The 22,041-nt window shown below is 69.7% G+C and carries 21 protein-coding genes; 7 read left to right on the top strand and 14 right to left on the bottom strand.

The genetic code is table 11. The features are described from left to right. The first annotated feature begins 60 nt into the window (after positions 1-60). Both M6D93_RS00405 and M6D93_RS00400 read left to right on the top strand, forming a co-directional pair. The gene (locus tag M6D93_RS00405) at positions 61-987 is read left to right on the top strand and encodes a LysR family transcriptional regulator (protein ID WP_249772024.1); all 927 of its coding nucleotides are present in this window, start codon (positions 61-63) and stop codon (positions 985-987) included. A 385-nt stretch (positions 988-1,372) separates the two neighbouring features. Next, positions 1,373-2,923, top strand: a complete 1,551-nt coding sequence (locus M6D93_RS00400; protein ID WP_249772022.1) for a S53 family peptidase — start codon at positions 1,373-1,375, stop codon at positions 2,921-2,923. A gap of 82 nt (positions 2,924-3,005) precedes the next feature. Here the strand turns inward: M6D93_RS00400 and M6D93_RS00395 are convergent, their stop codons facing one another. The 3 genes from M6D93_RS00395 to M6D93_RS00385 form a co-directional block, all read right to left on the bottom strand. Continuing rightward, positions 3,006-3,536, bottom strand: coding sequence for an FKBP-type peptidyl-prolyl cis-trans isomerase (locus M6D93_RS00395; protein WP_249772020.1), 531 nt, complete (start codon positions 3,534-3,536; stop codon positions 3,006-3,008). A gap of 39 nt (positions 3,537-3,575) precedes the next feature. Next, positions 3,576-4,121: a DUF1697 domain-containing protein gene (locus tag M6D93_RS00390; protein ID WP_249772018.1), complete on the bottom strand. Its 546-nt coding sequence runs from the start codon at positions 4,119-4,121 to the stop codon at positions 3,576-3,578. 114 nt (positions 4,122-4,235) lie between these two features. Then, on the bottom strand, positions 4,236-5,042 hold the full coding sequence (locus M6D93_RS00385; RefSeq protein ID WP_249772016.1) for a trypsin-like serine peptidase: 807 nt from the start codon (positions 5,040-5,042) through the stop codon (positions 4,236-4,238). A 301-nt stretch (positions 5,043-5,343) separates the two neighbouring features. Between M6D93_RS00385 and M6D93_RS00380 the strand changes: the two genes are divergently transcribed. Then, positions 5,344-6,381 (top strand): hypothetical protein, encoded by a 1,038-nt coding sequence (locus tag M6D93_RS00380; protein WP_249772014.1) that lies wholly within the window; start codon positions 5,344-5,346, stop codon positions 6,379-6,381. A 23-nt stretch (positions 6,382-6,404) separates the two neighbouring features. Here M6D93_RS00380 and M6D93_RS00375 read toward each other — a convergent pair whose 3' ends face one another. Then, the gene (locus M6D93_RS00375; protein ID WP_249772012.1) at positions 6,405-7,340 is read right to left on the bottom strand and encodes an EamA family transporter; all 936 of its coding nucleotides are present in this window, start codon (positions 7,338-7,340) and stop codon (positions 6,405-6,407) included. A 159-nt stretch (positions 7,341-7,499) separates the two neighbouring features. On the opposite strand from M6D93_RS00375, the gene M6D93_RS00370 reads away from it, so the two are divergent. Then, positions 7,500-8,066: a CGNR zinc finger domain-containing protein gene (locus M6D93_RS00370; protein WP_249772010.1), complete on the top strand. Its 567-nt coding sequence runs from the start codon at positions 7,500-7,502 to the stop codon at positions 8,064-8,066. Position 8,067: 1 nt separating this feature from the next. Here the strand turns inward: M6D93_RS00370 and M6D93_RS00365 are convergent, their stop codons facing one another. Continuing rightward, positions 8,068-8,658 (bottom strand): TIGR03086 family metal-binding protein, encoded by a 591-nt coding sequence (locus M6D93_RS00365; protein ID WP_249772008.1) that lies wholly within the window; start codon positions 8,656-8,658, stop codon positions 8,068-8,070. Between the two features lie 169 nt (positions 8,659-8,827). Between M6D93_RS00365 and M6D93_RS00360 the strand changes: the two genes are divergently transcribed. Next, positions 8,828-9,847: an alcohol dehydrogenase catalytic domain-containing protein gene (locus tag M6D93_RS00360; RefSeq protein ID WP_249772006.1), complete on the top strand. Its 1,020-nt coding sequence runs from the start codon at positions 8,828-8,830 to the stop codon at positions 9,845-9,847. 106 nt (positions 9,848-9,953) lie between these two features. On the opposite strand, the gene M6D93_RS00355 is transcribed toward M6D93_RS00360, so the two are convergent. Continuing rightward, positions 9,954-10,556, bottom strand: coding sequence for a TMEM165/GDT1 family protein (locus M6D93_RS00355; RefSeq protein ID WP_249772004.1), 603 nt, complete (start codon positions 10,554-10,556; stop codon positions 9,954-9,956). 327 nt (positions 10,557-10,883) lie between these two features. After that, positions 10,884-11,426, bottom strand: a complete 543-nt coding sequence (locus tag M6D93_RS00350) for a YbhB/YbcL family Raf kinase inhibitor-like protein (RefSeq protein WP_249772002.1) — start codon at positions 11,424-11,426, stop codon at positions 10,884-10,886. 333 nt (positions 11,427-11,759) lie between these two features. Here M6D93_RS00350 and M6D93_RS00345 point away from each other — a divergent pair, with 333 nt between their 5' ends. Next, the gene (locus M6D93_RS00345; protein ID WP_249772000.1) at positions 11,760-12,314 is read left to right on the top strand and encodes a bifunctional 4-hydroxy-2-oxoglutarate aldolase/2-dehydro-3-deoxy-phosphogluconate aldolase; all 555 of its coding nucleotides are present in this window, start codon (positions 11,760-11,762) and stop codon (positions 12,312-12,314) included. A 10-nt stretch (positions 12,315-12,324) separates the two neighbouring features. Beyond that, positions 12,325-13,419 (top strand): lactonase family protein, encoded by a 1,095-nt coding sequence (locus M6D93_RS00340; RefSeq protein WP_249771998.1) that lies wholly within the window; start codon positions 12,325-12,327, stop codon positions 13,417-13,419. Between the two features lie 25 nt (positions 13,420-13,444). On the opposite strand, the gene M6D93_RS00335 is transcribed toward M6D93_RS00340, so the two are convergent. From M6D93_RS00335 to M6D93_RS00305, 7 genes are all read right to left on the bottom strand, one after another. Beyond that, positions 13,445-14,854 carry a dihydrolipoamide acetyltransferase family protein gene (locus M6D93_RS00335; RefSeq protein WP_249771996.1) on the bottom strand — a complete coding sequence of 470 codons (1,410 nt, stop codon included), beginning with the start codon at positions 14,852-14,854 and terminating at the stop codon, positions 13,445-13,447. 1 nt (position 14,855) lies between these two features. Continuing rightward, the gene (locus M6D93_RS00330; protein WP_249771993.1) at positions 14,856-17,036 is read right to left on the bottom strand and encodes an alpha-ketoacid dehydrogenase subunit alpha/beta; all 2,181 of its coding nucleotides are present in this window, start codon (positions 17,034-17,036) and stop codon (positions 14,856-14,858) included. Continuing rightward, positions 17,033-17,536 carry a VOC family protein gene (locus M6D93_RS00325; RefSeq protein ID WP_347343714.1) on the bottom strand — a complete coding sequence of 168 codons (504 nt, stop codon included), beginning with the start codon at positions 17,534-17,536 and terminating at the stop codon, positions 17,033-17,035. The genes M6D93_RS00330 and M6D93_RS00325 overlap by 4 nt, the downstream gene beginning before the upstream one ends. A 68-nt stretch (positions 17,537-17,604) precedes the next feature. Beyond that, positions 17,605-19,050 carry an NAD-dependent succinate-semialdehyde dehydrogenase gene (locus M6D93_RS00320; RefSeq protein ID WP_249771989.1) on the bottom strand — a complete coding sequence of 482 codons (1,446 nt, stop codon included), beginning with the start codon at positions 19,048-19,050 and terminating at the stop codon, positions 17,605-17,607. Positions 19,051-19,068: 18 nt separating this feature from the next. Further along, positions 19,069-20,277, bottom strand: coding sequence for a M24 family metallopeptidase (locus tag M6D93_RS00315; RefSeq protein WP_347343713.1), 1,209 nt, complete (start codon positions 20,275-20,277; stop codon positions 19,069-19,071). Between the two features lie 41 nt (positions 20,278-20,318). Then, on the bottom strand, positions 20,319-21,266 hold the full coding sequence (locus M6D93_RS00310) for an NAD(P)-dependent oxidoreductase (RefSeq protein ID WP_249771985.1): 948 nt from the start codon (positions 21,264-21,266) through the stop codon (positions 20,319-20,321). Next, positions 21,263-22,039: an ABC transporter ATP-binding protein gene (locus tag M6D93_RS00305; protein ID WP_249771983.1), complete on the bottom strand. Its 777-nt coding sequence runs from the start codon at positions 22,037-22,039 to the stop codon at positions 21,263-21,265. The genes M6D93_RS00310 and M6D93_RS00305 overlap by 4 nt, the downstream gene beginning before the upstream one ends. Positions 22,040-22,041 lie beyond the last annotated feature (2 nt).

Below are 22,041 nucleotides of genomic sequence, written 5' to 3'. Positions count from 1 at the left end.
AAGATGTGATCCGCCTGGACTTGATAGGCGATGGCTATCGAACGCAGTTAGGATCACCTAATGCAGCTGCAACAGCTGACCTACTTCGTAGCGGTCGCGGACACCCTGCACTTCACCCGGGCGGCCGCGCGGCTGTCGGTCGCCCAGCCCTCGCTGTCCCAGCAGATCCGGGCCCTGGAGGATGACCTCGGGGAGCGATTGTTCCATCGCGAACGGGGCAACGTGACGCTCACCGTGGCCGGTGAAGTGCTGCTCCCCATCGCCCGCCGGATCCTCGCCGACGCCGAGACGGTGCGCTCGGAGATCCGGGACCTGGGTGAGCTACGTCGCGGTCGGGTGCGCCTCGGGGCCACGCCCAGCTTGTGCACCGGACTGCTGCCCTCGATGCTGGCGACGTTCCGGGGTCGGTACCCGGGCATCCAGCTGGTGATCCACGAGGGTGGCTCCCGCGACCTGGAACGGGAGTTGTCGCAAGGAGCCCTCGACCTGGCCCTGATCATCTCCTCCCGCCATGCGCGCGATCCCCAGCTGTCGACGGTGCCGCTGCTGGAGGAGGAACTGGTCGCCGTGTCCTGCCGGTCCGGTCCGCGACCGGTACCCCGGCGACGGATGCGGATCACCGAACTCGAGGGGCAACCGCTGGCCATGTTCCGCCGCGGTTACGACCTCCGCGAGTTCACGGTGGCGGCCTGCCGCGACGCTGGGTTCGAACCGACCTTCGCCATCGAGGGCGGCGAGATGGACGCGGTCCTCGGCTTTGTCGAGGCCGGCCTGGGGATTGCCGTGGTCCCCTCGACCGTGGTGGCCGACCGCTTCGAGGTGACACCGTTCGCCGCTCCCGGCCTGTCGCGCACGATCGCGCTGGCGCAGCGCCGGGAGGTGGACCCACCCCGGGCCGCGCAGGCCTTGCAGGACTGCATTCTCGACTACCTGCGGGCCTCCGCCGCCGCGCAGTCGTTGCCGCCCGGGGTCCGCATGCTCGCGTGAAGCCGCCTGCCCGGCCGGGTGCGGGCGGGTTCGATACGAGATGTCCGTTCGCGGTGGGGTTCGGTCTCCGGTTCGAGTCTTCGGTTCGGGTTCGGGTTCGGGTTCGGGTTCGGGTTCGGGTTCGGGTTCGGGTTTTCGGGTCGAGATACTGCTGAAATTGTCGGTCGTCAGGGGTAGACCTGTTCCATGACGACCAACACGCCTGATCCTGCCGACCGGTCGCTGGCGGCTGTTCCCGAGAGCGCTGACTCCGCCATCGCCGCCGCCCTGTCGGGGTTGGAGCTGACCCCGCTTCCCGGCAGCCAGCGAGCGCCGGCGCCGGGCGTGGCCGCCGCTGCGGCGCCCCCGGGGCCTGCCCGCGGACCAGCAACTCGAGGCCACCCTCATGCTCCGTCGGCGGTCCGAGCTCCCCGAGGGTGTGGTGTCGGCCGGCGAGCTCGACCGGGACGGGCTGGCCGCGCAGTACGGCGCCGATCCGGCTGACGTGCAGTTGGTGGAGGAGACGCTGACCGGCCTCGGCGCCCGAATCGTCTCGGCCGACGCGCCCTCGCGCCGTCTTCGGGTGGCCGGCTCGGTCGCCCTTCTCACCCGCATCTTCGGCACGGATCTGCGCGAGGTCACCAGCGACGCCCCGGGCGGTGGTGCCGTGGCCCATCGGCAGCGGGTCGGCGGCCTGAGCGTTCCGAGCCAGCTCGACGGCGTCATCACCGCCGTGCTCGGGCTGGACAACCGCCCCCAGTCGCGGGCGCTGTTCCGCTTCGCCCAGGCGGCCAAGGCGAGCAGTTACACCCCGCTGGAACTGGGCACGATCTACCGCTTCCCGCAGGGCACCGACGGGTCGGGCCAGCGGATCGCCATCCTCGAGCTCGGTGGCGGCTTCGCCCAGGCCGATCTGGACGCGTACTTCTCCGGGCTCGGCATCACGGGGCCGACCGTGACGGCCGTCGGCGTCGACGGTGCCGTGAACGTGCCCGGGCAGGACCCCGCAGGCGCGGACGGTGAGGTGCTGCTCGACATCGAGGTAGCCGGAGCGCTGGCGCCGGGCGCCGAACTCCTCGTCTACTTCGCCCCGAACACCGACGACGGCTTCGTGGACGCGCTGAGCGAGGCGGCGCACGCCAGCCCGGCTCCCGTGGCCATCTCCATCAGCTGGGGACAGAACGAGGACGACTGGACGCCGCAGGCGCGAGCGGCCTTCGACGGTGCCTTGGCCGACGCCGCCGCTCTGGGGGTCACGGTGACCGTCGCGGCGGGCGACGACGGCTCCACCGATCGCGCCGCCGATGGCAAGGCTCATGTGGACTTCCCGGCCGCCAGTCCGCACGCGCTGGCCTGCGGAGGCACCCGCCTCACCGCCAGCGGCAGCTCCGGCGAGGTCAGCGCCGAGACAGTGTGGAACAACGGTGCCGGGCACGGGGCGACCGGTGGTGGCGTCAGCGACACCTTCGACCGGCCCGCCTGGCAGCAGTCCGTCGGCGTCCCGGCGGGACCAGCCGGCCAGTCCGGCCGAGGCGTCCCCGACGTGGCGGCGGTGGCCGATCCGCAGACCGGCTACCGGATTCGGGTGGACGGCTCGGACGAGGTCATCGGCGGCACCAGCGCGGTGGCCCCGTTATGGGCCGCCCTGATCGCCCGGCTCGCGCAAGCCACCGGGAAGCGGTTCGGCTTGCTGCAGCCCGCCCTCTACGGCGCGACGGCCGCCGGTTCGGTGGCGCCGGGGTTCCGAGACATCACCGAGGGCAACAACGGTGCCTACCAGGCGGGGCCGGGATGGGATGCGTGCACCGGCCTGGGCGTTCCGGACGGCACCGCGTTGCTGGCCGCCCTGCAATCCACGCCGGGCGCTCCCGGGACGCCGGGCGCTCCCGGGACACCGGGTACCCCTGGCAAGCGCCACAAACGTCACCGGCATCCGGGCCACCGTCGGCCGGCCTGACCGGCGGGGGAGTCCGGCGGGGCTGTCCGGCGGGGCTGTCCGGCGGGTCGTCCGGCGGGGCTTAGCGCGGGTCGTGCGGGGCCTACTGCACCTTGACCAGATCGACGACGAAAACGATCGGGGTGTTGGGGGGAATGTCAGCCCCGCCTCCTTGGGCGCCGTAGCCGAGATCGGCGGGCAGGATCATGATCCGTCGACCCCCGACCTTCATCGGAGCGACTCCCGGAGCGCCCCCGATCCCCTGGGTGAAACCGGGCACGACGCCGGTCAGCGGGAAGGCGATCGGCGCGCCACCCTTCCAGGAGGCATCGAAGGCGAAGCCGTCCTGGTAACGCACTCCGGAGTACTGGACCGTCACCGTCGAGGTCGGCGTTGCCGCGGTGCCGGTCCCGGTGACCAGATCCTTCACCTCCAGCGTGGTCGGTGTCTGGGAGCACGACGAGCTGACCCCCGGATCCTTCGACAGGTCGGTCAGGTTCGCGACCGCGACCCCCTTGAACGTGCCTCCGCAGTCGCTGGAGGCCGCCGCCTTCTTGGCGCTCGAACAGGAACTGACGCCCAAGATCGAGAGGGTGACCAGGGCGAGGGCTACGGGGCGAGGACGAAGATGCACCGTGCCACCCTAGCCAGCACGTGAGACGGGTGCAGGGCCTCAGCGCAGTTCGTGCGCCAACTCCGCCAGCTTCTGTACCGTCCGCCAGTTGCGGACCGTGCCCGCTTTGATGGGCTTCCTTCGGCTCAGGTCGGCCGCCAGCTTGCTCCGGCCCAGTCCGTTCGGGAGGAAGTAGTACAGCTGGCGCCCCACGACCTGCGCCGCTTCCGGTTCGTAGGCGCTCAGCTCGATGCCGTCCAACACGTCGTTGGGGGGCGTGTCGGCGAAGAAGCACACGTGCAACGACTTGGGGTCGACCGCGCCTACGGCGTACGGATTCGAGCTGATGGCTTGCTGCCAGTGAGCAAGGGTCCGCAGCACGACCGCCGGCTCGATGCCCGCATCCGCCTTGATCGCCGCGGTCAGGTCATCGGCAAGACCCTGCTCGTCCCGCCGGCTGGACGTGAAGACCAGATTTCCGCTCTGGATGTAGGTCTTGACGTCGGACAGGCCCGCCTGGCCGGCGATCCGGCGGAGGTCGGCCATCGGCAACGTGGCGTGACCGCCGACGTTGATTCCGCGCAAGAGCCCGATGAAGACGGTCATGCCCTCATCATCGCGCGTCGCTGTCCGGCCGCTGTCCGGCCGCGGTTCGCCGCCGTCCGCGGCTCTTGCCGTCGTCAAGCGTCGCCAGCCGTCGTCAAGCGTCGTCAGCGGCGGTCAGCAGCCGTCGCTGCCGGCAACCGGCAGCACGTCCGGTGCCGTGTTCGTGGTGGCGCGCAGGTAGCCCCGCCAGGCTGGTGCCCCCAGCACAGACGAGTACGACGTCCAGGTCACGCAACCTCCTTGGTGCAGCCCCCCGATCACACCGGTCACGGCCGAGCCCGCCGGCGTGCGGACCAGCCACGGGGATCCGCTCGTCCCTCCGATGTAGCCGTCGCAGTCGAAGGCCGGATAACCCTGGAACCGGTAGGACGCAACCGTGCAGGTGATCGGTCGGTCGTTGATCCCTCCGCCGTAGGCAGGCACGGTGACGCGCTGGTGGTTCGCGATCCGGAACAGGGGGAGGTTTCCTCCCACCACGTCCTGAATCCGAACTGTCCGTCCGTGCTGTTTCTGCGCAGCCACGACTAGGAAGACCCAGTCACGTTGCGGGTTCTGGTTCGCGATCCAGGCCGGATCCACGTAGGCCGCGGTGACGGTCCAGACCCCGTAGGGCGCCAATCCGTCGTGGTAGCCCGGGACGACCTGAACACCGGCGGCGGTGCCCGAGAAACAGTGAGCGGCCCCGATCAGGACGGACCGGCTCGGGCTGCGCACGACGCTCGCCGTGCACTCATGCCCGGCGGCCAAGCCGTCGCGGAACACCGCCGCCACCGTTGGGTCACCGAGGAAAGTCGTTGCCACGGGCGTGCCTGGCGGCCTGCCCGCGACTGCGGGTTCGGCCATCAGGACCAGAGTCACCAGAACGATGACCGCGAGCAGCAACGGGAGTAGTGGGCGGCGGAAGCGGCGCAGCAACGTCACGCGCCGACGGTAGCCAATCAGTGTGACGGCTGTGTGTAGCCCGGCCCGGTGAGGACGGATTCCGCCCCCGGCGTGGGCGAACGACTCGCTGCGGCGCGCAACAAGGGCAACCTCAACGGGAGGTGGCGCGCAACGAGGGCAACCTCAACGGGAGGTGGCGCGCAACGAGGGCAACCTCAACGGGAGGTGGCGCGCAACGAGGGCAACCTCAACGGGAGGTGGGGCGCAACGAGGGCAACCTCAACGGGAGGTGGGGCGCAACGAGGGCAACGTCAACGGGGGGTCGCCGCGTCAAGTCGGTATGACTGTGTCGCCGTTCCGCTCCCGGAACACCACGGCCGGCTGGGCGCTGGCTGTTCTTCCGCTGATCGTGCTGAGCGCTTGCGCCGCGCAGCCCTCGTCGTCCACCGCCCCCCGAACCGCCCCTCGAACCGCCGCCCGAACCGCTGCCCAACAGTCAGCCACCGGCGGGCAGACACGCCACCCGACCCCGGCGAGCCCGCCGTCCTCAGCGGCACCCACGGATCCGACGCAACGCACGCGGGCGGACTACCGCGCCCTGATCCTGCACGACGGCCAGTCCGTCACCGCCACCGGCGAGGTGGTGTCGGTGCCCGGGCATCCGGTGCGCTGGTGCGCTCCGGCCGCTGAGGCGGCCACTGGAACCGCCGGGCCGCCACAACCGGCCAAGTACTGCCCGATCGGGGTCGACCTGCACGGCGCGAACCTCGATCAGCTCACCGGTCGCCTCGCCGTGGGCGGCACCATCGCCGGAACAGCCCGGATTTCCGGCCGGTACGCCGCCGGCGCGGTGACAGTCACGAGCCAGTCCCGGGTCCCGGCGTACGGACTCGTCCCCAGCAGCCGATTCGACATCCCGCCCTGTCCGGCACCGGCCGGCGGCTGGCCCCGGGGCGGCCCGATCAACTTGGCCGATGACCTCCGCGCGGCCACGTCCTATCAGGAAAGGCACCCGGCCGACGTTGTCCAGGTGGCCATCCTTCGGCCGTCCCGCACCGCCGTCGTGGCCTACGTCCTCACGGCGGGACACCCGTCGGCTGCGGATGCCGCGCTCCGACCGACCTACGGTGACCGCCTGTGCACCCACACCTCGCCCTACTCCCGGGCCGAGATCGACTCGGCGCAGAAAGCCTTCGCACCGCCCACCGAGGGTGCGTTTCCGGGAAGCGGGCTGTACGCCACCGGCCAGGGCCTGACGCGCGACGGTTCGCCCGTCATCGACGTGCAACTCGCCTTCGTCACCGAGCAGCTCGCCCGGATCGCCGAGAGTCAACCGCGCGGCCTCGTGGAACTGAACGCCTGGCTCGTCCCGGACTGATGCGCCCGCGGTGGCCCGACGCCTCAGTGGGTCGGCGCGCCGCGTTCACCGAGCTGGATGAGGGCGATGCCGACCAGCACGGCAAGACCGCCGACCGCCTGGATGCCCGATGGCTTCTCCGACAACAGGACCCACGCGAAGAAGACCGCGAAGAGGACCTCGGTGAGCCCGAAGAAGGACGCGACCGTCGCCCCGAGCCGGCGCGCGGCCGAGATCCCCGCGCAGTAGGCGACGACGGCGGCCACGAGGGACAGGCCCGCAACGGAGACCAGCCAGCTCAGCTGCGTCCCGGCGAGGGTCACCGGCCGGGTGGAGGCGTGCAGCGGCAGCACCCCGACCGCCGCGCTGGCAGCCAAGGCCAACGCACCCACGCTCATCCCGACCCAGGCGCTGGCCACCGGCGGCAGTTCGCTGTCGGTACGCGCCGAGATCACGAAGAACACGGCCAGCCCGACGGCCGCGGCCAGGCCCCAGGCCAGGCCGACGAGGTCCAGTTGCCGCTCGTTCCAGATCTGCAGCACGAGGACGAGGCCGAGGACCGAGGCGGCGATGCCGAGTGCGGTCGTCCGACTCGGTCGTTTGCCCTGGCTCGCCCACAGCCACAGGACGACGAGCAGGGTGCCCGAGTACTCCAGGAGCAACGCCACGCCGACCGAGAGGTGGTTGACGGCGTTGAAGAAGAACAGCTGACAGCCCGCAACCGCGACGAGGCCGTACAGCGCGAGCGACCACCGCTCCCGCCAGACCGCCGCCCACTTGCCGCGCAGCTGGTACGCCCCGGGCAGCGCCAGGACAAGCGCGGCGACGGTGATCCGCACGGTGACCGCGGCGCCTGAACTCCAGCCCGCGCCCATCAGCGATGTCGCGAAGCTGCCCGACGTGCCGAAGGTGGCCGCGGACAGCAGGGCGAAACCTGACCCGTACGCGAGCGCGGTCCCGCCGCTGAGACGCGTCTTCACGGTTGCGGTAACACCGGTCGGTTCCGCGGTTGCGGTGCTACCGGGCTGTTCGCTCATGAATACCGACTCCAGGTGCGACGCTCCGCGGTGATGACAGGAGCAAAGAGGTTTACGATCATTACAGGACCGACGCTAGGCCCGGGTGCGAAAGGAGTCAAGTTGCTTTTTGCCCATGACACCGAAGTGGCGCTGGCCGGCGCCGCCGCGCTGGTGAACACCTCGCCGGACCGGTTGTCCGGAAGCGAAGAACTGCCCGACACGGCCCGGCTCGACGAGTTCGTGCGCACCTGGGAGTGGACGGGCTCGCGGGCGGTCGGCTCGGCCGCGCGCGAGGCCGAGCTGGCGGAGGTCCGCGCGCTCCGGGTGCGGCTGCGGCCGTTGTGGGACGCCGACCTCGACCAGGCCGTGCAGATCGTCAACCGGCTACTGACCGAGGCGCGCGCGCTGCCGCAGTTGGTGAAGCACGATCAGTGGGACTACCACCTGCACGCCACCGATTCGGCGGCTCCGCTGGCGCAACGCATGGCCGTGGAGGCCGCGATGGCGTTCGTCGATGTGATCAGGATGGACGAACTGGGCCGGCTGCGCACCTGCGCCGCGGAGGACTGCGAGGACGTCCTCGTCGATCTGTCGAAGAACTCCTCCCGCCGATTCTGCGACCGGGGGTGCGGCAACCGGGCCAATGTGGCGGCCTACCGGGCCCGCCGCCGCGAACAAGCGGGCTGAGTCAGCCCGCCCGCCAGGACGGATCCCGACCGGACAGACCGACCAGGCGATCCAGCGGAGGAGCGCCCTCCGGTACTTCGACGGGCGGACCGAAGGCCTTTCCCTCGCCTTGGTAGTCCGCCGTGAGCATGCCCGGGGCGAAGTCGAGCGCGGCCTGCGCGGCGGCGGCCGACGGGGACCAGTTCTGTCCGGTCGCGCGGGCCAGATCCCAGCCGTGCACCAGGTACTCCCACAGGATCATGGACAACGCCATGTCGGCCGGCATTGCGGACTCACCCAACGTCAGTGGCCGCTCCGCCGCGCCAGAACGCACGGCGGTGTCCAGCTCCCGCGCTGCCGCAGCGACCGCGGCGGCGGGATCGTCCGGAGCGGTGTACCCGTCCAGATCGGCCATCGGCGCCTTGCCCTCGGGATCGGCGAAGCCGCCGGAGAACGCGCTCAACCACCCGACGACGTGCCTGCGCAGCTCGGCCACGTCCCGCTCCGAACACGGGGTCGGGTCCGAAAGCTGGGATTGCTTGACGCCGCCCACCACCTCGGTGAGCTCACTCAGCACCGGACGGAGAAGATCAGCGGTCTGCAACGGGTCCATGGGCCCGACGCTAGAGCCGGTGCCGTGCGGTCAGCGCAAAAGCCCGTACCGTGCGGGTCGGCCGACAAGTGCATAGTGCGGCCCGAACTTTGGCGACACGCCGGTCGCCGACCAAAGTTCGGGCCGCACTATGCCTACATCGGGCGCCGGGAGCAGGCAGAGTGGAAGCATGACTGATACCTACCGCTCCATGCAGGTCGCCGCTCCTGGCGACGGGTTCTCCCTTGTCCACGTCGAGTCGCGTAACCCCGGACCGGGCCAGGTCCGGATCGCCGTCGAGGCGTGCGGGATCTGCCATTCCGACGACATGATCACCGCCGGGCACCTGCCGGGCGTGACCTTTCCCTGCACCACCGGCCACGAGATCGCGGGCCGGATCGACGCCCTCGGCGAGCACGTGGAGGGCTTCGAAGTCGGTCAGCGCGTCGCGGTCGGCTGGTACGGGGGCAGTGACGGCTACTGCGAGGCGTGCCGAGAGGGCGACGGGGTCAACTGCCCGCACCTGCAGATTCCCGGCGTCGCCTACCCCGGCGGGTACGCCGATCAGGTGATCGTGCCGGCGATCGCCCTGGCCCGGATCCCTGACGAGCTGACCTCCGTCGAGGCCGCTCCGCTGGCCTGCGCAGGCGTGACCGTCTTCAACGCACTGCGGCGCAGCGCCGCCCGCCCGGGTGATGTGGTGGCAATTCTCGGCGTGGGCGGACTCGGACACCTCGGAGTGCAGTTCGCCGCCGCGATGGGCTTTCGCCCCGTTGCGATCGCCCGCGGGGCCGACAAGGGTCCGCTGGCCAAGGAACTCGGGGCCGAGGAATACATCGACAGCACCTCGCAGAACGTGGCCGAATCCTTGCAGGCCCTCGGCGGCGCCAAGGTCGTGCTGGCCACGGTCACGAACGCCGATGCCATGTCGGCCACCATCGACGGGCTCGCCCGGCGCGGCGAACTGATCATCGTGGGGGCCACCCCGGAGGCCTTGCAGGTCACCGGGCTTCAGCTGCTGGGAGGTTCGCGCAAGATCTACGGTCACGCCTCGGGCATCGCGCTGGACACCGAGCACACCCTGCAGTTCGCGGCCCAGTCCGGCGTTCGTGCCTGGGTCGAGCAGGTCCCGCTGGAGCAGGCTCAGTCCGCCTTCGAACGGATGCTGTCCGGCCAGGCCCGCTTCCGCATGGTTCTCACCACCGACTGACGGCCCGCCCACCCTGTCGCTCTTTTCCTGCTCCGTCGATGCATAGTGCGGCCCGAACTTTGGCGACACGCCGGTCGCCGACCAAAGTTCGGGCCGCACTATGCGCTTACAGGGCTTGGGTGAAGCTGAAGGCCGCCAGCGCCAGCATGACCACGGCGGCGATCCGGGTGATCCACCGGATCGGCAGCACCTTCAGTAATGTCCGGCCGCCGAGGATGGCGAGCAGGCCGACGGTCCACAGCCCCAGCACGGCGCCGATGCCCACCGAGATCGGGTCGTGGTACTTCGCGGCCAGATTCGCCGTGAGGATCTGGGTGAGGTCGCCCCATTCAGCCAGGAAGATCACCCCGTAGCCGAGCGAGGCGACCTTCCAGAAGCCGGCGGTCGCGGGCACGGTGCCGACCGCGGCCTCCTCCTCGGCTTCCAGTTCCTCCTCATCGTGACGGCCCTCGCGCCAGATCAGGACCGCACCCAGCAGGAACAGCACCGCCACGATGGCCTCGACCGGGCGACGCGGGAGCAGCGATATCAACGAACCGGCCGCCACGGCGATGACGACGTGGGTGAGGAAGGCGGCGGCGATGCCGGCGAACACCCACCGCGCGGGGAACCGGGTGCCCAGCACCAGGCCGGCCACAGCGGTCTTGTCGGGAAGTTCTCCTACGAAGATCAGCACGAAGACCGTGGCGATCACAGCGAAGTCGAGCACGAGAACCCTCTCGGGTCGGGGCCGCCGGTCCGGGCTGCGAGGTCGGGAACCGAGCATCCGGAAACCGGCAGCCGAGGCTGGCGATGTCCGAACGTCTCGTCCAGCCCGAATTGCTCAGGCCCTGAATGCCGGGACGGCTCGCGCCGGCCAGTGTGTCGACAGTCAGCAGGATGGCTCAGAGGGACTACTCCCGTTCACCGATCACTCTAGGGGACGGATCGGCGGGGGTGCTGAAAGGGGCTGGCCGCTCGGCAGGCCAGCACCCCTCCAGGTTCTCATCGGCCGATCAACCGCCTGTAACGGAGTAGCGGCACCCTCGATCGGGGCTCAGTCGCCCGGAATCTCCGCAGTGGGCGTGATGACGGCGCGAGCCAGGACGTGACTCGTGATGTTGAATCCGAGGAATGCCGGGCTGGCGTCCTGGGGGACGCCCAGGCTCTCGACGTCCAGGGCGTGGACGACGATGAAGTAACGGTGTTCGCCGTGGCCGGCCGGTGGGGCGGCCCCGATGAAGCCGGCTGCGCCTCCGTCGTTGCGCAGCTGGAACGCGCCATCGGGCAGCGCGGCTCCCGAAGACTCGCCGGCTCCGCTGCCCAGCTCGGTCACCGAGGCGGGAATGTCGGCGACGGCCCAGTGCCAGAAGCCCGAGCCGGTCGGGGCGTCGGGGTCATGGATGGTGACGGCGAAGCTTTTCGTCTCTGCCGGGAAGCCGGACCACGACAGGTGCGGCGAGACGTCCTCGCCGCCGGGCACGCCGAAGGCACCGGACATCTGGGCCGGCGCGAACGGCTGACCGTCGGTCGCGTCGGTGCTGGTCACGGTGAACCAGGGCTTGTCGGGCAGTCGCGCGAAGAAGTCGTTTCCGGACATGGGTATTCCTCATCCTCTCGATCGGACTCTCCTACGTCGGAGTCCCTTCTGTGAACGTACAACTACCTTCGCCCAGGTACGAGGGGCGCTGCCCCACCCGTCCCCATCGGCCCTATCCGCTCTACCGGCCGTACCGGCACAGGTGGCAAGGTGGAGACCGGGCAGACGGGGGATGAGCACATGGTGAGCGCAGCGCGACCCGCAGCGGAGCCGGCACCCGCGGCGGAGCCGGCACCCGCGGCGGAGCCGACACCTGCGGCGGAGCCGACACCTGCGGCGGAGCCGACACCTGCGGCGGACTGGTTCACCGCGGCGTTGGCTCGGCACCCCGTTATGGCCATTCTGCGGGGCTATTCTCCGTCGCGAACGCTGGAACTGGCCGTGCGTGCCTGGGACCTGGGCGTGCAGTTGGTCGAGGTACCCATCCAGAGCGACGAGGCCGTGGCTGCCTTGCGACTGGTCGTGGCCGCCGGCCGCGAGCGCGGGCTCCGCGTCGGAGCAGGCACCGTCCTGGACCCGGGCCAGGTGAGGATGGCCGCCGAGGCCGGTGCGCAATTCACCGTGAGCCCCGGGCTGGACCCGACGGTGGTGACCGCCTCGCTCACTGCCGGACTGCCGAACCTGCCGGGCGTGGCGACCGCTTCGGAGATCCAGCTGGCGCAGCGTATCGGCGTGCGCTGGCTCAAGGCCTTTCCCGCCTCGGTGCTCGGACCCGCATGGTTTCAAGCGATGCAGGGCCCGTTCCCCACGATGAACTTCGTCGCCACCGGCGGGATATCGGCCGCGAACGCCGAGGTCTTCCTGCGCGCGGGGGCTCGGGTTGTCGCCGTCGGTTCGGCCCTGGACGACAAACGCGAGCTGGAGATCCTGGCTGGACTGCGGCGTTAGGGTGACGGCCGTGAGCGCCTTCGAGCCGACCGATCCGCTGCGGTTGCTGATCGGCTGCTACACCCCACCCCGCGGCACCGGCGTCGGGATGCTGCTCCTCACACACGATCACGCGGCGGCGACGCTGACCGTCACCGGCCTCGCGGGCGCGGCCGTATCACCCAGCGCGCTGGCGGTTTCCCTCGACGGCGAGGTGGTTTTCGCGGTCGAGGAGGGTGATCCGGGCGTGCTGCACAGCTTTCGGCTGGATGCCTACGGGCCGGCCTCGTCGGTCTCACTGGTCCCGGTCTCGAGTCGGCCCAGTGGGGGCGCGGACCCGTGCCACCTGTTGCTCGACCCGTCGGGGGAGTTTCTTTTCACCGCGAACTACTCGGGATCGACGATCGCGGTGCATCCGGTTTCGCCGTCCGGCGAGCTCGGTCCTGCGACGGACGTCCGGCGTTTCACCGGCAGTGGGCCGCTGGCCGCGCGGCAGCAGAGCTCGCACCCGCACATGATCGCGCTGCGGCCGGGGCATTCCGAGCTGGCCGTGGCCGACCTCGGCGCCGACGTGGTCCGGCGGGTGCCGTTCGATCCGTCGACCGGACGGTTCGGACCCGACCTTGCGGCCGTTTCGCTGCCGAGCGGTTCCGGGCCGCGCCAGATCGTGTTCGCGCCGGACGGATCGACCGCTTACGTGTTGGGCGAGCTCGACAGTTCGCTGGCGGTCATCGACTGGTCGGCGCAGCGGCCGGAAGTGAGCCAGCACGTCCCGTGCCTTGCGGACGCGAACTCGTCCGGCAACCTCGCGGCGACCCTCGTGCTGGAAGGGTCGCGACTGTTCGCCTCGCAGCGCGGTGCGGACGAGATCACGCTGTTCGCGGTGGACGGAACAGCGAGTATCGACGCGTCTTGCGCGCACCGGGTGGAGCGGATCGGGGCCGTGCCGGCCCACGGTCAGTGGCCGCGGCACATCGCCGTGGTCGCCGACTGGCTCTACATCGCCAACGAGGTCTCGGGCACGGTGGTGGCCGTCCGGCTGCACGAAACCGGGAGCGCGGGCGACGTCTTGACGGTCCAGGCCCCCAGCGCCACGTTCGTGCTGCCGCTCGGGACCGACGGGTAGTCAGCCTCGGGACCGGCTTTTACCTTCAGGCCAGGATCCGGATCGGACGCTCCAGCACCTCGACCAGCGCCGCCAACCATTGCGCGGCCGCCGCCCCGTCGGCGACCCGATGGTCGACGGACAGGGTCAGGTGCATCATCGTCGCCACCCGCACGGTTCCCTTACGTACCAGGGGTTCCTGCGTTGCCGCGCCGACCGCGAGGATCGCCGCTTGGGGCGGGTTGATGATGGCGTCGAAGTCGTGCACGCCGTACATGCCCAGGTTGGTGACGGTGATGCTCCCGCCTTCGAGCTCGGCCTGGCGCAATTGTCCGTCGCCGGCGCGCGCGACGAAGTCCTTGGTGCCCCGGGCCACGTCGGTGATCGACAGCCGGCCGACATCGCGCAGGACGGGCGTGACGAGCCCGGCCGGGGCCGCAATGGCCACCGCGATGTCGGAGGCGGCGAACCACCGCATGGCCTCGTCGGTCCATTGGGCGTTCAGGGCCGGTACCTGCGCGTGCGCGCACGCCACGGCCTTGACGACCAGATCGTTCACCGACACCCGGACCGTGGCGTTGTCGTTCAACTCGGCCCGCAGCGCCAGCAGCCGGTCCACCCGCGCCGCGGCGCGAAGGTAGAAATGCGGGACGGTCTGCTTGCTCTCGGTCAACCGGGCCGCGATCAACCGCTGGAGCCGGGAGTGTGGCTTGTCCTGGAACTCGGCCGATCCCGCTGCCGATCCCGCTGCCGATCCTGAGATCGGTCCCGCAGGCGGCAGTGAGTTGGGCGGTGAGTCGGGTAGCGAGGCCGTCACCGGGGTCGGCTCCGACGCCGATTTCGCCCTTCGCTGCAAAGCTTGTTCGACGTCGCGGCGCACGATCCTGCGATTGGGGCCGGTGCCCTGGATGTCGGCGACGCGAAGGTCGGCCTCGCGTGCCAGTCGTCGTGCGAGCGGGCTCGCGAAGACCCTCGCGGTCGTGCTCTCGCTGTGGTTCTGGCCGGGCATCGGCGCGACGTCGGCAGCCTCAGCGACGTCGCCACCATCCGGAACATCGGCAGCCTCAGCGACGTCGCCACCATCCGGAACATCGGCAGCCTCGGGAATGTCGGCAGCCTCGGGAATGTCGGGGGCATCGGCGATGTCCGGGGTCAATGACCCGCCGGCGACGTAGCCCAAGGCCAGCAGCGCCGCGTCCACGTCGGCGACCTGCTCGTCGGTGGCAGCGATGAGCGCGATCGGATCGCCCACCGCGACCTCGGTCCCCTCGCTCACGAGGGTCCGCAGAATCACCCCGGCCGACTCGGCTTCGACGTCCACCACGGCCTTGGCCGTCTCGACGGTGGCGATGGTGTCCCTGGAGGCGAAGGGCACGTTCTCGGCCATCGGCCAGCTCAGCAGCACGGCTTCGGTGGTGTTCGCGGCGACCTCGGGCATCCGCAGCAGTACCGGCATGTCAGCGTCCCTCGATCTCGCGCAGGGCCGCGACGACCTCAGCGCTCTGGGCGATCGCGGCGCGTTCGAGCACCTTGCTGATACTCGGGGAGGCCTCACCGCCGGTTACTCGCTGCACCGGGTGATCGAGCCAGTCGAAGTACCGCCGCTGGATCTCGTCGGCCAGCCAGGCGCCGTAGGAGGTCCCGCGGGGGCCCTGCTCGGCGATGATGACGCAGTTGGTCTTGGCGATGCTCGCGCCGATCGTGTCCCAGTCCAGGCTCGCCCGGTCCAGCCAGCGCAGGTCGATCACCTCGGCGTCGACCGATTCGACCTCGGCGACGGCCTCCAGGACGTAGTTGGTCATGGCCAGGTAGCTCAGGATCGTGACCTGCGTACCTTCCCGGCGAACCGCGGCCCGCCCCACCGGCAGGCAGTAGTCGAAGTCCTCGACGGGTCCCTCGCCGACGGAGTTGTAGAGGTCGACGTGTTCCAGTACGACGACGGGGTCCTGGCAGCGCAGAGCGGTGTTCATCAGACCGACGTAGTCGAACGGGGTGGACGGGGCGACGATCCGCCAGCCCGGTGCGGTGGCGAAGATGCCGGCCGGGTCGATCGAGTGCTGGGAGCCGTACCCAGTGCCCATCGCGACCTTGCTGCGGAGCACGAACGGGACCGCGCCGGTCCCACCGTACATGTGCCGTGCCTTGCCGATCTGATTGAACAGCTGATCGGCCGCGACCCACATGAAGTCGGCGTACATCAGCTCGACGACGGGCGTGAACCGGCCGTCGAGCGCGATCCCGCCGCCGAGGCCGGTGAAGGCGTTCTCGCTGATCGGCGTGCCCAGCACGCGGTCCGGGTAGGCCTCCTTGAGTCCTCGGGTGGCTCCGTTGGTTCCGCCGTTGAGGTGATGAACGTCCTCGCCCATCACGACGATGCCGGGGTCGGTGGACATGCGCCGGTTCATCACGGTGGCGACGGCGTCGATGAACTTGGTCTCCGCGAGCTGGCCGGTGAAGCTGTCGCGGTCGCTGATATAGGCGTCCTCGAACTCGCTCAGGTCACCGCGCACACCCACGTCGACGAAGGCCGGATCCGGCCACTCGGTGGCGACGATCCGGCGCTGGCCGGGCTTGCCGCCGGGCACGGCTTCGAGCAGTACGCCACCGACGTCGGCCATCAACTGCTGCGCGCGGTGCCTGCTGTCACTCAGCTCGTCGGAGGTGAGGATCTCGCGCCGTTGCAGGTGGAATGCGAGCTGCTCGATCGGATCGCGGGCGCGCCAGGCCGTCTCCTCCTCCTTCGTGCGATACCGGAACGCGCTGCCGGCGAAGCCGCCGTTCTGGTGGAAGTAGCGGTAGACGTGGGCCTCGACCAGGGTCGGGCCGTGGCCGGCACGCATGTGCTCCACCGCCTCGACCATCGTCAGGTAGACGGCCAGCGGATTCATCCCGTCGACGGAGAAGCTGCGAATGCCGAACCCGGGTCCTCGGCCCGACAGGCGGGGTTCACCGGTCGCCTCGGCCACACTGGTGGACACCGCATAACCGTTGTTCTCGACGAAGAAGCAGATCGGCAGCTTCCACGCCGCGGCCAGGTTGAACGTCTCCAGCGTGGAGCCGATGTTGATGGCGCCGTCGCCGAAATACGTGACGGCGACCGCGTCGGTGCCTGCCTGCCGGTGGGCCCAGGCCGAGCCCGCCGCCAGAGGGACGCCACCGCCGACGATGGCGTTCGTGCCGATCGCACCGGCCTGTTTCCACTGCAGGTGCATCGATCCACCGCGTCCGTGGCTGAAGCCGCGGTCCAGTCCGCAGATCTCGGCCAGACTGGTGAGCAGCACCCCGCGGATCTCGTCCGAGTACGGCGCCGTGGGGTCGATCCCCTTCGGTTCGATGTGCTGGAGCACTTTCGCCAGGAATTGATGATGCCCGCGATGCGAACCGTTGACCGTGTCCTCGCTGGTCAGGGCGAGGACGGAGCCGACAGCCCCGCCCTCCTGGCCGATGCTGGAGTGGGCCGGCCCGTGCACGAGGCCTTCGGCGGCCAGTTCCAGGACGAACTCCTCGAAGCTGCGGATCAGGACGAGCTGGCTGAACATGGCGCTCAGCAGCTCGGGCGCAGCCGAATCCCAATCCGCTTCCGAGGTGCTGACCTCCTGCCAGGTCGCGGCGGGGTCGAGGGACTTGTAATCGGTCATGCGCTTCTCCGGTGGGGACCGCCCGCGGTCGCTTGAGGATCAAAGGCCTTGCCGTTCGGGTAGGACACCAGTTCGAACTGCATGCCCCACGGCGCCAGGAAGTACACCCAGCGCTGGCCGCTGCTGGGACCGCTGCTGGCGGTCGGCTGCCCGAGCACCGTCACGCCGCGCTCGGTCAGATAGGTCACCGCCTCGTCCATGTCCTCGACGTACAACGCCACGTGATGGCCGCCGACGTCGCTGTTGCGGGGGCGGTCGGTTCGTTGGTCGGGCGCCGAGTACTGGAAAACCTCGAAGACGGCCTGGTCGCCACAGCGGAAGAAGTGCAACTGCTGCATGACGGCGCGCGGGTGGACGTCGAGGTGCTCGCTCATCCAGTCGTCGTCGTGGACGTAGGGCCCAAGGGCGTAGAGGTATTCGCAGCCCAGGACGTCGACGAGGAACCGCCGGGCCTGGTCGAGGTCGGGGACGGTGAAACCGATGTGGTCCACACCGGTCATCCCGGGGAGTCCCGGGCGCCGGTGCGGTTCGGTTTCCGGTGCCGCGGATTCCGGCGTGCTCACCGAGCTCACCACGCCACCGCGATGTACTTGGATTCGGTGTAGTCCAGCACGCCCTCGTGGCCACCCTCACGGCCGATCCCGCTCTGCTTGACGCCGCCGAACGGTGCGGCCGGATCGCTGACCAGTCCGCGGTTGAGCCCGACCATGCCCGATTCCAAGCGCTCGCTGACCCGCAGGCCGCGCGCCAGATCCCCGGTGTAGACGTAGGAAACGAGTCCGTACTCGGTGGCGTTGGCCAGCCGGACGGCCTCGTCCTCGGTCTGGAAGGTGACGATCGGCGCGACCGGGCCGAAGATTTCCTCGCGCAGCAAGGCGGATTCGGGATCGACGTCAACGAGCACGGTCGGCTCGTAGTAGAAGCCGGCGCGCTCGGGAACCTGCCCGCCGAGCAGCACCCGCGCTCCGTTGTCGACCGCGTCGGACACCAGCTGGGACACCTTGTCGACGGCGTCCTGGTTGACCAGCGGGCCGACCTGCACGCCGTCCTCCAGCCCAGGGCCGAGGACCAGGGCCGCCATCCGCTCGGCCAGCCGTCGACTGAATTCCGGCGCGACCGACGCCTCGACGTAGATCCGGTTCGCCGCCGTGCATGCCTCGCCCGCGTTACGCATCTTGGCGATCATGGCGCCGTCGAGGGCCGCGTCCAGATCCGCGTCGGCGAAGACCAGGAACGGCGCGTTGCCGCCCAGTTCCATCGAGGTGTTGACGATGTGATCGGCGGACTCGCGCAGCAGCAGCCGTCCCACCTCGGTGGAACCGGTGAACGACAACTTGCGGACCCGTGGGTCGTGCAACATCGCCGAGACGATCGCGCCCGAGCGACGGCCGGGGATCACGTTGACCACGCCGGGCGGAACGCCGGCCTCGTCCAGGAGCGCGGCCATCGCCAGCGCGGTCAGCGGGGTGTCGCTGGCCGGTTTGAGGACCACGGTGCAGCCAGCCGCCAGGGCGGGCCCGATCTTGCGAGTGGCCATCGCCGCCGGGAAGTTCCACGGGGTGACCAGGACGCAGATCCCCACGGGTTCCCGAACGACCAGAATCCGGTTCGCGCCGTTCGGGGCGGTGGCCACCGAGCCGGTGATCCGCGATGCCTCCTCCGAATACCACCGGAAGAACTCGGCCGCGTAGGCAACCTCGCCGCGCGCGTCGGGGAGGGCCTTGCCGTTTTCGCGCGTGATGAGCTGGGCGAACTCCTCCGCCCGCTCGGTCATGAGCTCGAAGGCGCGCCGCAGGATCTCGGCCCGTTGGCGCGGAGCCAGCGCGGCCCAGCCCGGTGCGGCGTTGTCGGCGGCGTCGACCGCGGCGATCGCATCCGCGACGGAGGCGTCGGCCACCGTGGCGATGCTCTGCCCGGTCGCGGGATCGATGACGTCGAAGCGGCTGCCATCGGAGGCGGCCACGCTCTTGCCACCGATGAACAGGTCCGTGGAAAGCTCGGTCGAGAGGGTCATGTCAGTTTCCTCGGTTGGTCAGAACGGATTGGTGACGATGAGGTCCTGGGCCGGAAAGAGCGTCAGCAGCCGGGGACCGGACTCCGTCACGACGATCTCCTCCTCCAGCCGGGCGGCGGAGAACCCGTCGCTGGCGGGGCAGTACGTCTCCAGGGCGAACACCATCCCGGCCTGGAGTTCGATCGGCTCGGTCATGCTGTTGAGCCGGGAGATGATCGGCCGCTCGTGCAGGCCGAGTCCGAGACCGTGCCCGAACTGCAGACCGAAGGCGTCCATCTCCGTGGCGAAACCGAACTCGGTCGCCGCCGGCCACAGCGCGGCGATCTCGTCGGTACCGACGCCCGGTTTGACCGCGGCGATAGCGACGTCCATCCACTCGCGGGCCTTGGTGTAGGCATCCCGTTGGCTGGCGGTGGCGCTGCCGACACTGAAGGTTCGGTAGTAGCAGGTCCGATAGCCGTTGTAGGAGTGGATGATGTCGAAGAAGGCCTGGTCGCCAGGACGGATCAGGCGGTCGGAGAAGTTGTGCGGGTGCGGGTTGCAGCGTTCGCCACTGACCGCGTTGATCGCCTCGACCTGGTCCGATCCCATCTCGTACAGGCGCTTGCTGGCCAGGGCGACGATCTCGTTCTCGCGAATGCCGGGCCGCAGGGCCTCGACGATGTCCTGATAGACGCCGTCGACCATCGCTGCGGCCTGGTTGAGCAGGATGATCTCGTCCTGGTTCTTGATCACCCGGGCGTCGAGCATGAACTGCTGGGCATCGACGACGGTCAGCCCCTGGCGCTGCATCTCGAACAGGAAGGCCGGCTCGACGATATCGACCCCGACCGGTGAGTCGGCGACGCCCGCATCGGTGAGCAGCCCCTTGATCTGCCGCACGGCCGACTCCATCAGCCCTGCGCTCGGCGCGATCGCCCCGCGCAGGCCGAGCATCCCGGCGTGGCAGTTCTCCGGCTCCAGCCAGGGCGAGTACAGCCGGTGGTGCCGTGCCGCCGAGCCGAAGTCCCACAGCATCGGTTCGCCGGGATCGGTCAGCAGCGCGTAGCGCGTCATCTTGTCGCCGAGCGCGCCGCCGATCCAGGTCTGGGTGACGTAGCGGATGTTGTAGAAGTCGAACAGCAGGAAGGCCCCGCAACCACTCGCCGACAGCGATTCCTTCGCCCGCTGCAGGCGATAGCTCCGCAACCGGTCGAAATCGATGCGCATCTCGTAGTCGACGCCCATGTGGCCCGGGGCGGCCAGCGGTCGAGCGTCGTGCGTGGCACTCACACCGAAGCCTGGGGCGCGGTGCCCAGACCGTCGTCGACCTCGACGTTCTCCGGCTTGAGTTCGACGCCGGAGGAGCGCGCCTGCTCCACGAGCAGTGCAGCGAAGTCCGCATCGCCGTGTCCGCGCCCGATGGCCGCCTGCACGAGGGCATGAGTGGCCGCGGTGAGGGGCATGGTCACGTTGAGGGCGCGAGCCGCGGCCAGGCCGAGGTCCAGATCCTTGCGCAGCAGGGTCGTCGTGAAGGTCGGAGTCAGATCCAGATTGACCATTGCCGGCGCCTTGTACCGGCTGAAGGTCGAGCCCATCACCGAACGGTTGAGGAAGTCGAGGAAGGCCGCCCGGCTCACCCCGCCCTGCTCGGCGAGCACGGTGATTTCGGCCAGCGACTGGGTCACGACGCCGAGGAAGACGTTGTGGGCGATCTTGACCAACCGCGCCAGGTCGCCTTCGCCGACGTAGGTGACCGAAGCCGCGATGTCGGACAGCAGCGGTTCGACCTGGCTGAAGATCTCCTCCGAGCCCGACGCCGCAATCGACAGGCGACCGGCCTTGACGACCTTGGCGTTACCGCTCACGGGGCAGACCAGGAACGCCGAGCCGCGCGCGGTGACCGCCTCGCGGACGATGTCCGAGGTCGCTGCCGAGACGGTGCTCGAGTCGACGATGACGGCCGGGATGGATTCCTGCTTGAGCAGCCCACCCTCGCCGAGCATGACCTCGAGGAGGTCGGCGTCGGCCGAGACCATCGTGAAGACGATGTCGCGATCGGCCAGTTCGGCGATGGTGTCGGCCAGGTGCCCGCCGAGTCCGATCAGGTCCTCGGCCTTGGCGCGGGTGCGGTTCCACACCGTCACGTCGCGGCCGTGCTTGAGCAACCTGGCCGCCATGGCATGGCCCATCCGCCCCGCACCGATCCACCCGATGCGGCTCTGCTCTGTGATCATCGTGCTCCTTCTCCGGGTGCCGCCGAGGCGACTGAGTTCGTGGGTGCTGTGCGGGCGCCGGCGGCGCCGAGGTACAGCCGGGCAACTTCGGGGTCATCGAGCAACTCGGTTCCGGTGGCCACCAGTCGCACCACGCCGCTTTCCAGAACGGCGCCGAAGTCCGAGGCGGCCAGCCCCGAGCGGGCGTTCTGCTCGACGAGCAGGACGGTGCGTCCGCTCTCGGCGAGGCGGCGGATGCTGGCGAAGACCTGATGCCGGGATTTCGGGTCGAGCCCGATCGAGGGTTCGTCCAGCAGGATCAGGGCAGGGTCGAGGACGAGCGTGCGAGCCAATTCGACCTGCTTCTGCTCGCCTCCGGACAACGATCCGGCGTGGTCGTTGGCGCGCTTGCGGCAGATGGGGAAGACCTCCGCCGCCTCTTCGATCCGGCGCCGTACCGCCTTCTGGTCCGACATCACGTAGCCGCCCATCAGCAGGTTGTCCATGACCGTCATGGCCGGGAACAGGCTGCGGTCCTGCGGCACGTGCACGATCCCCTTCAGCAGGCGGGCCCGGGGGGACAGACGATTGATCTCCTCGTCCTGGAAACGCACCGAACCAAGCCGCGGTCGAAGCAGGCCGCTGACGCACTTGAGCACGGTCGACTTGCCCGCGCCGTTCGGACCGATCAGACAGGTCACGGTCCCGGCGCTGACCTCGAGGTCCACGCCTTTGAGGATGTCGCCCGCGCCGTAGCCGGCGACCACGTCGTGCAGGGTGAGCAAGGTGTTCACGA

The sequence above is a fragment of the Jatrophihabitans telluris genome, assembly GCF_023516435.1.
Classification (GTDB): Bacteria; Actinomycetota; Actinomycetes; order Mycobacteriales; family Jatrophihabitantaceae; genus Jatrophihabitans_A; species Jatrophihabitans_A telluris.
The sequence above is the reverse complement of the archived record's forward strand: the minus strand, read 5'-3'. Positions and strand labels throughout refer to the sequence as shown.